The organism is Jatrophihabitans fulvus, from assembly GCF_054781375.1.
In genome coordinates this window covers 190580-203641 of the sequence record NZ_BAAGUN010000003.1, presented here as the reverse complement: position 1 = coordinate 203641, position 13062 = coordinate 190580, and the positions used below count along the sequence as shown (strand labels likewise).

12 protein-coding genes are annotated in these 13062 nt (G+C 73.4%); 2 read left to right on the top strand and 10 right to left on the bottom strand.

The genetic code is table 11. The features are described from left to right. Nucleotides 1-2 precede the first annotated feature (2 nt). The 4 genes from ACYVP9_RS12895 to gatC are packed head-to-tail and all read right to left on the bottom strand — an operon-like array spanning nucleotide 3 to nucleotide 4274. On the bottom strand, nucleotides 3-989 hold the full coding sequence (locus tag ACYVP9_RS12895) for a DUF2332 domain-containing protein (protein ID WP_460605276.1): 987 nt from the start codon (nucleotides 987-989) through the stop codon (nucleotides 3-5). 2 nt (nucleotides 990-991) lie between these two features. After that, a complete protein-coding gene (gene gatB / locus ACYVP9_RS12890; protein WP_460605275.1) occupies nucleotides 992-2482 on the bottom strand; it encodes an Asp-tRNA(Asn)/Glu-tRNA(Gln) amidotransferase subunit GatB in 1491 nt (496 codons plus the stop codon). Nucleotides 2483-2484: 2 nt separating this feature from the next. Next, on the bottom strand, nucleotides 2485-3960 hold the full coding sequence (gene gatA / locus ACYVP9_RS12885; protein ID WP_460605274.1) for an Asp-tRNA(Asn)/Glu-tRNA(Gln) amidotransferase subunit GatA: 1476 nt from the start codon (nucleotides 3958-3960) through the stop codon (nucleotides 2485-2487). Continuing rightward, nucleotides 3957-4274, bottom strand: a complete 318-nt coding sequence (gene gatC / locus ACYVP9_RS12880) for an Asp-tRNA(Asn)/Glu-tRNA(Gln) amidotransferase subunit GatC (protein WP_460605273.1) — start codon at nucleotides 4272-4274, stop codon at nucleotides 3957-3959. The genes gatA and gatC overlap by 4 nt, the downstream gene beginning before the upstream one ends. Nucleotides 4275-4356: 82 nt before the next feature. On the opposite strand from gatC, the gene ACYVP9_RS12875 reads away from it, so the two are divergent. Both ACYVP9_RS12875 and ACYVP9_RS12870 read left to right on the top strand, forming a co-directional pair. Continuing rightward, on the top strand, nucleotides 4357-5007 hold the full coding sequence (locus ACYVP9_RS12875; RefSeq protein WP_460605272.1) for an ACT domain-containing protein: 651 nt from the start codon (nucleotides 4357-4359) through the stop codon (nucleotides 5005-5007). 23 nt (nucleotides 5008-5030) lie between these two features. After that, complete coding sequence (locus tag ACYVP9_RS12870; RefSeq protein ID WP_460605271.1) at nucleotides 5031-5939, top strand: SDR family NAD(P)-dependent oxidoreductase; 909 nt, start codon at nucleotides 5031-5033, stop codon at nucleotides 5937-5939. Here ACYVP9_RS12870 and ACYVP9_RS12865 read toward each other — a convergent pair. The 6 genes from ACYVP9_RS12865 to ACYVP9_RS12840 all read right to left on the bottom strand — a co-directional run bounded on the left by ACYVP9_RS12865 (nucleotide 5895) and on the right by ACYVP9_RS12840 (nucleotide 13050). Beyond that, nucleotides 5895-6704: a phosphatase PAP2 family protein gene (locus ACYVP9_RS12865; protein WP_460605270.1), complete on the bottom strand. Its 810-nt coding sequence runs from the start codon at nucleotides 6702-6704 to the stop codon at nucleotides 5895-5897. The two genes, ACYVP9_RS12870 and ACYVP9_RS12865, sit on opposite strands and share 45 nt — an antisense overlap. Nucleotides 6705-6791: 87 nt before the next feature. Continuing rightward, entirely contained in the window at nucleotides 6792-8948 is a 2157-nt protein-coding gene (gene ligA, locus ACYVP9_RS12860; protein ID WP_460605269.1) for an NAD-dependent DNA ligase LigA, read from the bottom strand. A gap of 40 nt (nucleotides 8949-8988) precedes the next feature. Further along, nucleotides 8989-9714: a hypothetical protein gene (locus tag ACYVP9_RS12855; RefSeq protein ID WP_460605268.1), complete on the bottom strand. Its 726-nt coding sequence runs from the start codon at nucleotides 9712-9714 to the stop codon at nucleotides 8989-8991. A 68-nt stretch (nucleotides 9715-9782) separates the two neighbouring features. Further along, the gene (locus ACYVP9_RS12850; RefSeq protein ID WP_460605267.1) at nucleotides 9783-10781 is read right to left on the bottom strand and encodes a methionine synthase; all 999 of its coding nucleotides are present in this window, start codon (nucleotides 10779-10781) and stop codon (nucleotides 9783-9785) included. Next, complete coding sequence (gene mnmA, locus ACYVP9_RS12845; protein WP_460605265.1) at nucleotides 10778-11878, bottom strand: tRNA 2-thiouridine(34) synthase MnmA; 1101 nt, start codon at nucleotides 11876-11878, stop codon at nucleotides 10778-10780. Before mnmA ends, ACYVP9_RS12850 begins: the two co-directional genes overlap by 4 nt. Beyond that, nucleotides 11875-13050, bottom strand: a complete 1176-nt coding sequence (locus ACYVP9_RS12840) for a cysteine desulfurase family protein (RefSeq protein ID WP_460605264.1) — start codon at nucleotides 13048-13050, stop codon at nucleotides 11875-11877. The genes mnmA and ACYVP9_RS12840 overlap by 4 nt, the downstream gene beginning before the upstream one ends. Nucleotides 13051-13062: the final 12 nt, after the last annotated feature.

The window sequence follows — 13062 nt, the reverse complement described above, 5'->3', positions numbered from 1 at the left end:
GCCTACCAGCCGGACGTGGGAGCGGCGAGCGTCCGGTACGAACCGCCGTGCGGCGCGGTCAGGGCGACGGGGTGTCCGTCGCGGCTGAGCACGAACTCGTGGTGCGCGGTCTCGACGTCCGCGGTGCCCGGTACGACGCCGCGACCCTCGTTCGCGAGCCACACCGTCGGCCGTCGCGCGGCGAGATCACGCACGGCGTCGACGAACGAGGTGCGGGCGTCGTCGGGTACGTAGGCGAGCACGGCGGTGTGGAACACGACCAGCGTCGCGTCGTCCGGTGCTTCGTCGGCGAGCGCGGTCAGGTCGCGGGTGAGGTCGCCCCGGACGATGCGGGGCGGGTCGGCCCGCGCGACCGCGACCGCCTGCGCGAGCGTCTCGAACCGGTGGGTGTGCTCGGGCCAGATCAGCGCCTCGAGCCAGCGGACGTCCTCGTCGGACGACACGTCGAGGGGGTTGAGGTCCAGCCCGGCCCGCCACACGACGTCGGGCAGCCGCGCCGGGGCAGCTGCACCGACGAGGTCGCAGGAGAACACCGGCGGACCGTCGCCGAGCCGGGTGCCGCCGTAGTCGTAGCCGTACCGGTCCGGGTACAGACACAACCCGGCGGACGTCCCCACCTCGAGCAGTGCGACCGGACCGTCGATCGTGGCGAGCTGCGGAAGCAGTGTGGCGCACCGGTGCGGTTCGTTGGTCTGCGTGGCGTGGGTGAGCACGACCTGCTCGACGTCCGCCCACGATTCGCGCACGAACGCGCGAAAGGCGGCGTAGTCGCCGACCGGCCCGCCGAGGTAACGCACCGCGCCGAGCACCAGGTTGGGCTGCCGCTTAGACCGCGGCAGGGTGTCGATCAGGGCGCAGAGCCCGGCGTCGTCGGAGATGCCCAGGCCGAGCACCTCGTACGACGCCGAGACGCCGGCGAACTGGTCGAGCGCCATGCGCCGGTAGGTCTCGGAGGTCGAGCGGCCGTCGCCGCCGATCCAGTCGGGCACGTCTACTTCGCGCCGAGGCGTTCCAGCAGGATGTCCTTGACCGCGGCAGCGTCCGCCTGGCCCCGCGTGGCCTTCATGACGGCTCCGACGAGCGCGCCGACTGCCGCGACCTTGCCGCCGCGCACCTTCTCGGCGACGTCCGGGTTGGCGGCGATGGCCTCGTCGGCCGCCTTCTCGAGCGCGCCGCTGTCGGACACGACCTTCAGCCCGCGCTCGGCGACCACCTCGTCGACGTCCTTGCCGGTCTCGAGCACCCCGTCGACCGCCTGCCGGGCGAGCCCCGTGGTGAGCGACCCGTCGGCGACGAGCGCGATCACGCGGGCCACCTGCACCGGCGTGATGCCGAGCTCGACCGCCTCGACGTCGCGCTCGTTCGCCTGCTGCGCCAGATAGCCCATCCACCAGTTGCGGGCCTCGCCCGCGGGCGCGCCCGCATCGGCGGTGGCACCCACGAGGTCGACGACGCCCGCGTTCGTCATCTTGGCGAGGTCGTCGTCCGACAGACCCAGCTCGTCGCGCAGCCGCGCGCGGCGGGCGGCGGGCAGCTCGGGCAGGCCGGCGCGCAACTGCTCGACCCAGGCCGGGTCGGGCGCCATGGGCACCAGGTCGGGCTCGGGGAAGTACCGGTAGTCGGTCGCCTCCTCCTTGCTGCGCCCGCTGCGGGTGTCGCCCGTCTGCTCCTGGAAGTGACGGGTCTCCTGCAGGATGCGCTGCCCGGCGTCGAGCAGCTCGGCCTGGCGCACCATCTCGCTGCGGACGGCCCGCTCGACGCTGCGCAGCGAGTTGACGTTCTTCGTCTCGGTGCGGGTACCCCACGGCTCGCCCGGCTTGTTCAGCGACGTGTTCACGTCGCAGCGCAGCGAGCCCTGCTCCATGCGCACGTCGCTGACGTCGAGCGAGCGCAGCAGGTCGCGCAGCGCGGTGACGTACGCCTTCGCGACCTCGGGCGCGAGCGCACCCGTGCCCGGCACCGGCTTGGTGACGATCTCGACGAGCGGGATGCCGGCGCGGTTGTAGTCGACGAGCGAGTAGTCGGCGCCGTGGATGCGTCCGGAGAGACCGACGTGCGTGTTCTTGCCGGTGTCCTCCTCGAGGTGCACCCGCTCGATGCCGATGCGGTGTGTGACCCCGTCGACGTCGACGTCCAGGTAACCCTCGACGCACAGCGGTTCGTCGTACTGCGACGTCTGGAAGTTCTTCGGCATGTCGGGATAGAAGTAGTTCTTGCGCGCGAAGCGGCACCACTCGGCGATGGAGCAGTTCAGCGCCAGCCCGATGCGGATGGTCGACTCGATCGCCTTCTCGTTGGCGACCGGCAGCGCGCCGGGCAGGCCGAGGCACACCGGGCAGGTGTGGGTGTTCGGCTCGGCACCGAACTCGGTCGAGCAGCCGCAGAACATCTTCGACACGGTGCCGAGCTCGACGTGCGTCTCGAGGCCGAACACCGGCTCGTAGCGGGCGACGACGTCCTCGTAGGTGACGGTGGCGGTCATGGTCACAGCTCCTGGGGGCCGGTGAGCACGGGGCCGGCGGCGGCCTCGAAGGCGGCCGCCACCCGGTAGCAGCGGTCGTCCGCCTGCGCGGGCGCCATGATCTGCAGGCCGACGGGCAGCCCGTCGGACAACCCGCTGGGCACGGAGATCGCGGGCGTGCCCGCCAACGAGGCCGGCAGCGTGCAGAGGTCGTTGCGGTACATGGTCAGCGGGTCGACGACCTCGCCGATGCCGAAGGCGGCCACCGGCGTGCTCGGCGACACCAGCACGTCGGCCTGCTCGAAGGCGGCGGCGAAGTCGCGGCTGATGAGCGTGCGCACCTTCTGGGCCTGGCCGTAGTAGGCGTCGTAGTAGCCGGACGACAGCGCGTACGTGCCGATCATGATGCGGCGCTTCACCTCGGGCCCGAAACCGGCCTCGCGAGTGCGGGACATGACGTCCTCGAGCGAGGTCGCCCCGTCGTCGCCGACCCGCAGGCCGTAACGGACGGCGTCGAAGCGCGCGAGGTTGGACGACGCCTCGCTGGGCGCGATCAGGTAGTACGCCGCGAGGGCGTAGTCGAAGTTCGGGCAACTCACCTCGACCACCTCGGCGCCGAGACCGCGCAGCGTCTCGACGGCGCCGTCGAACGAGGCGGTGACGCCCGCCTGGTACCCCTCGCCACCGAGCTCGCGGACGACGCCGACGCGCACGCCCTTCAGGTCACCGGACGCGCCCTCACGGGCGGCCGCGGCGAAGCCGCCGACGGGCGCCGCGATGGACGTGGAGTCGAGCGGGTCGTGGCCACCCATCACCTCGTGCAGCAGCGCGGCGTCGAGCACGGTGCGCGCGAAGGGGCCCGCCTGGTCCAGCGAGGACGAGAACGCGATGAGGCCGTAGCGCGACACGCTGCCGTACGTCGGCTTGTGGCCGACGATGCCGGTCACGGCGGCGGGCTGGCGGATCGAGCCACCGGTGTCGGTGCCGATCGACAGCGGCGCCTGGTAGGCCGCGACCGCCGCGGACGACCCGCCCGACGAGCCGCCCGGAGTGCGGGTGAGGTCCCACGGGTTGCGCGTCGGCCCGTAGGCGGAGTTCTCGGTCGAGCTGCCCATGGCGAACTCGTCCATGTTGGTCTTGCCCAGCATGACGACGCCGGCGTCCTTGATGCGGCGGGTGATGGTCGCGTCGTACGGCGGCCGCCAGCCCTCGAGGATCTTCGAGCCCGCCGTGGTGGGCAGGCCCTCGGTGACGACGACGTCCTTCATCGCGAGCGGGACGCCGGCCAGCGGGCCCAGCTCCTCACCCGCGACGCGACGGTCGTCGACCAGCTTGGCGGCGGCGAGCGCACCGTCGGTGTCGACGTGCAGGAACGCGTGGACGGCCGGGTCGGACGACGCGATGCGCTCGAGATGCTCCTGCGCGACCTCGACGGCACTCGCCTCACCGGACGCGACCAGACCGGCCAGGTCGGCGGCGGTCCTTCCGTACAGGCTCACGCCTCCTCCCCCAGGATCTGCGGCACGCGGAACTTGTCGTCCTCGACGGACGGCGCCCCGGCGAGCACGGCGTCGCGCGGCAGCGACGGGCGCACCTCGTCGGCGCGGTAGACGTTCGTCATCGGCACCGCGTGCGACGTCGGGGGGATGTCGTCGGCGGCGACCTCGGCCACCCGGGCGACCGAACCGAGGATCACCTCGAGCTGGCCGGCGAACACGTCCAGCTCGTCGTCGGTGACCGCGAGGCGGGCCAGCCGGGCCAGGTGCGCGACGTCGGCGCGCGTGATGCGGGGGTCGGGAACAGCGTGTGCCACGACCGACGAGTCTACGGGCCGCCGTGGCGGCCCCGCGGACCCCGTAACCGCTCGGTCACACGGGTGCGGCAGGCTGTGCGCCGTGGCATTCCTGCTCCGCGTCAGGCTGCCCGACCGCCCCGGCGCGTTGGGCGCCGTGGCGACCGCTCTCGGCACCGTCGAGGCCGACATCCTCAGCGTCGACGTGATCGAGCGCGGCGAGGCCCACGCGACCGACGACTTCGTCGTCGAGCTGCCGGTGGGCCGGCTCGCCGACACGCTCGTGTCCGCGGCGGCCACGGTGCCGGACGTCGTCGTCGAGTCGATCCGTCCGTACATCGAGCAGCCCGACCCGCACCGCGAGCTGGCGCTGCTCGACCAGCTCGGCCACGACGGGGCGACCCTCGACACGCTCGCCGACGGCGTGACCGACATCGTCCGGGCGAGCTGGGCCCTCGTGCTCGCGGAGCCCGTCTCGGGGCAGTCGGCGGTGATCGCGTCCGGTGGCGCCGCCCCCGAGATCGAGTCGCTGCCGGTGCCGTGGTGGCCGCCGCGCCCGAGCCGGTCCCTCGACCCGGACACCTCCTGGGCCCCGCCCGACTGGGGCCGGCTCGACACCGAGCTGTGCGTCACCGAACTCGGTCGGGCCGCACTGCTCGTCGGGCGTCCCGCACTGCGGTGGGTGCCGTCGGAGCTGGTGCGCCTGCAGTACTTCGCCACCATCGCGGCCGGGGTCGTCCCGCTGCCGGAGTGAGCCGCGGCCAATACGCTGCACACATGGCCTCTCCCACCGTCGACGCCCGCCGCTGGACCCCCGCCGACATCGCCGACCAGGACGGCCGGACGTTCGTCGTCACCGGCGCCAACAGCGGTCTCGGCGCGGCGGCCGCGCGACGGTTGGCCGAGCACGGCGCGCACGTCGTGCTCGCCTGCCGCAACACCGACAAGGGCGAGGCCGCGGCCGCACGCATGTCACCGCGGACGCCCGGCTCGGTCACCGTCCGCCGGCTGGACCTCGCCGATCTCGCCTCGGTGCGGGCGTTCGCCGACGACCTCGGCCCGGTCGACGTCCTGGTCAACAACGCCGGCATCATGGCCGTCCCGCAGGGCCGCACGGCCGACGGGTTCGAGTCGCAGGTCGGCACCAACTTCCTCGGCCACTTCGCGCTGACCGGTCTGCTGCTGCCGACCCTGCGCGACCGTGTCGTCACGCTGTCGTCCGGGGCGCACCGCATCGGACGGATCGCCCTCGACGACCTGAACTGGGAGCGCCGGCGGTACCGGCGGTGGGGTGCGTACGGGCAGTCGAAGCTGGCCGACCTGATGCTCGCCCTCGAGCTGGCGCGGCGGCTCGAGCGCGACGGCTCGCCGCTGCGGTCGGTGGCGGCCCACCCCGGCTACGCGGCGACCGAACTGCAGTCGCACACCGAGACGTTCCAGGACGCCGTCATGGGCCTGGCGAACCGCGTGATCGCCCAGGACGCCGATCACGGCGCGATACCGACGCTCTACGCGGCGACGTCGCCCGACGCCGCCAACGGCGGCTACTACGGTCCGTCCGGCCCGGGCGAGATCCGCGGCGCCCACCCGCGACCGGCCGCCACGAGCCGGGCCGCGCGCGACGAGCAGGTCGCCCGCCGGCTATGGGACCGGGCGTCGGAACTGACCGGCGTCACCGTCGGCTGAGGTACGCCCCGCGGCGATCGCGGACCGCAGCCGCCGCGGCACGATGCGTGCGCCGTAGCGGTCGTATGCGCGCACCGTGAGCCGTTCGACGGCCGGCACGACCCAGGGCAGCGCGAACAGCACCAACCCGCCGGCGAACCAGCCACCGACGATGTCGCTGAACCAGTGCGTGTTGATCATGACGGTGCCGATGCCGACCGAGAACGACACCCAGATCGCGATCGCCGTCCACACCCGTCGCCACTTCGGCGTGACCGACAGTGCGAGCAGGCCCCAGATGACCACGGCGTTCGACACGTGGCCGGACGGGTAGATGTTGCCGCCGTCGAACACGCGGAAGACGTCGGCCGTCTCCTTCGGACCGATGCGGCCGGTGCCGAGTTTGACCACGCCGACGCTGAGGTTCAGCAGCAGCTGCGCCACGACGAACGTGACGAGGGGCGTGATCGTTCGCCGCCGCCAGGTGATCCAGGCGAAGTAGGGAGCGAAGGCCAGCAGCACCGGAGCCCGCTGGCCGATGGTGAGGTACCAGTAGACGGTGCGGTACTCGCCGTGCGTCAGGTGGTCACGCTTGATGTGGACGTCGTAGATGACGCGGTCGAGGTCGCCCACCCACGACTTCGTGACGACGAATGCGCTGTAGACCGCGTACAGCACCAGCAGCATCGCGAACAGCACGGCGCGGCGGTCGTACCGGCCCCGCCGGGACGCCGGCGCCGCTGACGCGGACGCCGCCCCGGAGGTGCGTGGCCGTACCGAAGTCACCCGATCAACTTTCCCTACACAGCTGTGCGTCTCGTAGCCGATGGTGCCCGAATGCGGGCCGTGTCGCCCCTCGCGCTGGGATCGTCATCAGGTGGTCGCGTCGGGTTCACCCCCGGTCGCCGGCGGTTCATCCGCGGGCGGCGGACCGTCGGCGAGCAGGGCGCGGAACCCGTCCTCGTCGAGAATGGTGAGGCCGAGCTGCTCGGCCTTCTCGGCCTTGGTGCCGGCGTTCTCGCCGACCACGACGTAGTCGGTCTTCTTCGACACCGAGCCCGACGCCTTGCCGCCGCGCGAGACGATCGCCTCCTTGGCCCCGTCACGGGAGAAGCCCGCCAGGGAGCCGGTGACGACGACCGTGAGACCGGCCAGGGTCTTCGGGGTCGTGTCGGCCTCGTCGGCCATGCGGACGCCCGCGGCCGCCCACTTGTCGACGATGGCCGCGTGCCAGGGATGCGTGAACCACTCGACGACGGCGTCGGCGATGATCTGGCCGACCCCCTCGGCCTCGACGATGCGCTCGGCGGTGGCCTCGCGCAGGGCGGACATGCTGCCGAAGTGCGTGGCCAGGGCCCGCGCGGCCGTCGGGCCCACGTGGCGGATCGACAGCGCCACGAGCACCCGCCACAGCGGACGGGCCTTCGCCTGGTCGAGGTTGGCGACCAGCTTCTCGCCGTTGGCCGACAGCACGCGCCCGTCGTGGACGGCGTCGGCGGGGTCGGACCGCTTCGCCGCGCGGGTGTACATCGGCACCCGGGCGAGCGTCTCGGGGGTGAGGTCGAACAGGTCGCCCTCGTCGGTGAGCACACCCGCGTCGAGCAGGGCCACCGCACCCTCGTAGCCGAGCGCCTCGATGTCGAACGCCGACCGGCTCGCCAGGCTGGCCAACCGCTCGCGCAGCTGCGAGGGGCAGGACCGGCTGTTGGGGCAGCGGATGTCCTTGTCGCCCTCGCGTTCGGGCGCCAACGGCGTGCCGCACGAGGGGCACTCGGTCGGCATCACGAACGGCCGTTCGCTGCCGTCGCGCAGCGCCTCGACCGGCGCGACGATCTCGGGGATGACGTCGCCGGCCTTGCGCAGCACCACGGTGTCACCGATGAGCACGCCCTTGCGTTCGACCTCCCACTGGTTGTGCAGGGTGGCCATCTCGACGGTGGAGCCCGCGACCTTCACCGGCTCCATGACGCCGTAGGGCGTGACCCGGCCGGTGCGTCCCACGTTCACGCGGATGTCGAGCAGCTTCGTGTTCACCTCCTCGGGCGGGTACTTGAAGGCGATCGCCCAGCGCGGCGCGCGGCTGGTGGAGCCGAGGCGGCGCTGCAGGCCGAGGTCGTCGATCTTGACGACGACGCCGTCGATCTCGTGCTCGGGGCCGTGGACGGGGTCGTGCCGGTGCTCGCCGTACCAGGTGATGAACGCTTGCACCTCGTCGGCGCCGTCGACGACCTTCGCGCGGCTCGAGGTCGGCAGCCCCCAGCGGGTGAAGTGCTCGTACCAGCCCGACTGCGTCGCGACCTCGGGACCGCCCTCGACCCGGCCGACACCGTGCACGACCATCGACAGCTGCCGCTGCGCGGTGATGCGCGGGTCCTTCTGGCGCAGCGAGCCGGCCGCGGTGTTGCGCGGGTTCGCGTACGGCGTCTTCCCCGCCTCGATCAGCGCCTCGTTCAGCTCGGTGAACCGCGCGACCGGGAAGAACACCTCGCCGCGCACCTCGAGCACGTCGGGCACCTCGGGCGAGTCGGGATCGCCGCGCAGCGTGTCGGGCACGACGCCGATCGTGCGGATGTTGCCGGTGACGTCCTCCCCCGTGCGCCCGTCGCCGCGGGTGAGGCCGCGCACGAGCCGGCCCTTCTCGTAGAGCAGGTTGACCGCGAGCCCGTCGACCTTGAGCTCGCAGAGGTAGCGCGGCGCGACGCCGGCGTCGCGCTCGGCCCGCACCATCCACGCCGACAACTCGTCCTGCGAGAAGACGTTGTCGAGGCTGAGCATGCGCTCGAGGTGGTCGACGGCGGTGAACAGCGTCGAGTACGTGCCGGCGATCCGCTGGGTGGGAGACGCGGGCGTGCGCAGCTCGGCGAACTCGTCCTCGAGCTCGGTGAGCCGGCGCAGCCACCCGTCGTAGTCGGCGTCGCTGACCGTCGGCTCGTCGAGGACGTAGTACCGGTAGGCCGCGTCGTCGGCGAGCTGGGAGAGGTGCGCGTGCTCCTCGCGCGCGCTCTCGGGGACGGGGTCTACCGCGGTCATGCCCCGAATCTAGTGAGCGGGTACGACAGGTCCGGAGGCGCTACAGCGCGGCGTCGACCCGCGCGACGCCCTTCTCGACGATCGGCCGGGGCTGCAGCTCGTTCGCCGCCGCGTTCGTGGCGATGAAGGTGAACGCAACGATCTTCTCGTCGAGCCGCACCAGCGCGAGCGTCCCCTTGAAACCGGAGGTCGCGAGATCCCAGCCGATGGCGTCGTCGGAGTCGGTGCCCGTCGAGAACCGGGTGCCCGCCGAGATCTTGAAGCTCTCGTTCCCGATCCGCCCGCTGCCGCAGCCGAGGCCCTTCTGCGCGGCGGCGACGTAGCGCTCGGCGGCCGAGTCGTCGGCGAACACGAACACGTTCTCGGTCACCTGGATCGCGCGGTCGGTGCGGACGTAGGTGCCGTTGAGGTACTGCTGCGGCGGCACCTGCTGCACCAGCGGCGGGTCGTTCGGCGTGCACGGAAGCGGGTCGCGGTCGCCGGTGTCTCCGACCTCGCGGCGGTAGTCCGACCCGAAGTCCGACGCCGGCAGCAGCGCCGGCTCGAGCGCGGCGCTGCCCGACGACGCCCCCGACGAAGCCCCCGACGACGACTCCGACGAAGCCGCCGTCCCCGACGACGGAGCGGACGACGGTGCGGACGACGCGACGGAGGGCGCCGACGACGGGGGTGCGCCGCCGTCGCCGTCGGAGGAGCAGGCGCTCAGCACGACGGCGGTGGTGAGCAGCAGCGCGGCGGTGCCGGCAACTCGGGTCGGACGGCGCACGGGGTCTCCTGTCGCGGGGTGATGTCGCGGTGAGGCTTACCCGGGTGGATCATGGCCGAACCTGTGGATCAGCCCTCGTCCACGAGGCTGCGGCCGACGTCGCGGACGGCGCGCAGCGCCCGCCGCGCCCGGTCGTGCGGCACCCCGGCGAGCCCGCACGCCGGCGTCGGGACCACCGCGCCCGGCAGCTCGGCCGCACCGAACCCGAGCTCGCCCCACAGGGTGCGCGTCCGCTCCCGCGCCTTCTCGTAGCCCACCTCGGGTCCGGTCGTCGGGACGACACCGAGCCACAGCGCGCCACCGCCGTCGACGAACTCACCCAGCGCGTCGTAGCCGGCGGACGTGATCAGCGCCGCGTCGAGCGAAACCGCGTCCGCCCCGGCCGCCGCGAACAGCCCGACGGGCGCGGACGGCGCGCAGCAGTGCACGACCCGTCCGCCCTCGGGTGCCACCGCGAGCACGTCCCGCAGCCGCTGCTCGACCACGGCGCGGTCGACGGCGCGGACGGTGCCGTACCCCGAGGGCGTGGGGACGTGTCCGTCGAGCACGGGGGCGATGCCGGGCTCGTCCAGCTGCAGCACGGGCACGGCTCCGGGCAACCGGGACACGACGTCGGCGAGGTGGGCGCGCAGCCCCTCGGCCAGCGACTCGGTGAGGTCGCGCACCGCCCCGTGATCGGACACGACCCGATGGCCCGAGGGCAGCTCGAGCGACGCGGCGAGCGTCCACGGGCCGGTGGCCTGCAGCTTGAGCGCACCGGTCCACCCCGACCCGTGCTCCTCGAGCGCGTCCAGGTCGCGGGCCAGCAGGTCGCGGGCGCGGGTGAGGTCACGCCCCGGACGGCCGGCCAACCGCCAACCGGAGGGCGCGATCTCGACGGGCAGCTCGACGAGCAGCGCGGCGGCGCGGCCGATCATCTGGGCGCCGGGACCGCGGGCGGGCAGCTCGGCGAGGTGGGGCAGCTCGGGCAGCTCGCCGAACACCAGCGCGGCCGCCTCGCCGGCATCGGTGCCGGGCAGCGATCCGATGCCGGTGGCCGCCCCCGCGGGCCAGGGACGTTCGCTCACGCCGGCGCCGCGGCGGTGGCACCGGAGGCGGCGGTGATGGTGCCGGCCCCGAGAACGGCCGCGTCGGGTCCGTCGCCGTCGTACATGACCATGGCCTGCCCGCCGGCGACCCCGCTCTGCGGTGCGTGCAGCTCGGCCGTGACGCCGTGGTCGGACACCCGGACGGTCGCCGGGCTGGTCATCCCGTGCGCGCGCAGCTGAACCGTGCAGTCGAACTCGAGACCGGGAACGGCCCCGGACGTCCAGACGACACGGTCGGCCTCGATGTGGGTGGCGTCGAGCAGCGAGCGCGGGCCGACGACGACGGTGTTGTCGGCCGGACGGATCGACAGCACGTAGCGCGGCTCGCCGTCGGCCGCGGGCTGCGCGATGCCCAGGCCGCGGCGCTGGCCGACGGTGTAACCGTGCGAACCGGCGTGCCGCCCCAGCTCGTCGCCCGAGACCGCGTCGACGATTGGCCCGTCCGCCGTGCCGAGACGGCGGGCGAGGAAGCCGCGGGTGTCGCCGTCGGCGATGAAGCAGATGTCGTGCGAGTCGGGTTTGGCGGCGACCGCGAGGCCGCGCTCGGCCGCCTCGACCCGCACCTGCTCCTTGGTGGTGTCCCCCAGCGGGAACATCGCCCGGGACAGCTGCTCCCGGGTGCAGACGGCGAGCACGTAGGACTGGTCCTTCGCCGCGTCGACCGAGCGGCGCAGCACGCCGTTCTCGAGGCGGGCGTGGTGACCGGTGACGATGGCGTCGAACCCGAGCGCGACGGCGCGGTCGAGCACCGCCGAGAACTTGATCTTCTCGTTGCACCGCAGGCAGGGGTTGGGGGTGCGACCGGCGGCGTACTCGCCGACGAAGTCGTCGACGACGTCCTCGCGGAAGCGCTCGGCGAGGTCCCACACGTAGAACGGGATGCCGAGCACGTCGGCGGCGCGGCGCGCGTCGTTGGCGTCCTCGAGGGTGCAACAGCCGCGCGCCCCGTGGCGCAGCGTCGCCGGCGCCGGCGACAGCGCGAGGTGCACCCCGGTGACGTCGTGGCCCGCGTCGACCGCACGCGCGGCCGCGACCGCGGAATCGACGCCGCCCGACATGGCGGCGATGACCTTCACCGCGTCACCGCCAGTGACGCCTTGCGGGCCCGCTCGACCGCCGGCCCGATGGCCGCGACGACGGCGTCGACGTCGGCGGACGACGAGTCGTGGCCGAGCGAGAAGCGCAGCGAGCCGCGCGCCTCGGCCGCGTCCGCACCGAGCGCGGTGAGCACGTGGGACGGCTGCGCGACGCCGGCCGAGCAGGCCGAGCCCGTGGAGCACTCGATGCCGTGGGCGTCGAGCAGCATGAGCAGCGCGTCGCCCTCGCAGCCGGGGAACGCCAGGTTCGCGATGCCGGGCAGCCGCAGCGCGGCGTCGGCGGGGCCGTGCACGATCACATCGGGCACGGCACCGGCGATGCCGGAGACCAGCCGCTCACGCAGGTCGCGCACCCGCTCCCCCGTCGCCGCACGGCGCGCGGCGCACGTCGCCGTGGCGACCGCGAGCCCGGCGGCGCCGGCGACGTCGAGGGTGCCCGAGCGGACGTCGCGTTCCTGTCCCCCGCCGTGCAGCAACGGGACGCACGCCGCGGTGCGCCGCAGCAGCAGCGCGCCGGTGCCGACGGGGCCGCCCAGCTTGTGTCCGGTCATGGTGAGCGCATCGACGCCGCTGGCGGCGAAGTCGACCGGCAGCGACGGCACTGCCTGCACCGCGTCGGTGTGGAAGGGCACGCCGACCTCGTGGGCGAGCGCGGCCAGCTCCGCGATCGGGTTCACGGCCCCGACCTCGTTGTTGGCCCACATGACGCTGACCACGGCGACGTCGTCGCCGGAACCGAGCGCGTCACGCAGCGAGGCGGGGTCGACCCGGCCGTCGGAACCGACGTCGAGCCAGGTGACCGTCGCGCCCTCGTGCTGCTCGAGCCACTCGGCGGCGTCGAGGACCGCGTGGTGCTCGACCCGGCTCGTGACGATGCGGGTTCGGCGGGGGTCGGCGTCCCGGCGGGCCCAGAAGAGGCCCTTGAGAGCGAGGTTGTCCGACTCGGTGCCGCCGGCGGTGAAGACGATCTCGGACGGGCGGGCGCCCAGAGCCTCGGCCAGCTGCTCGCGGGACTCCTCGATCGAGCGGCGCGCGCGCCGTCCGGAGCCGTGCAGGGACGACGGGTTGCCGACCCGGCCCATCGCCTCGGCGACGGCGGCACGGGCCTCGTCGAGCATCGGCGTCGTCGCGGCGTGATCGAGGTAGGGCATCGCCTTCCGAGT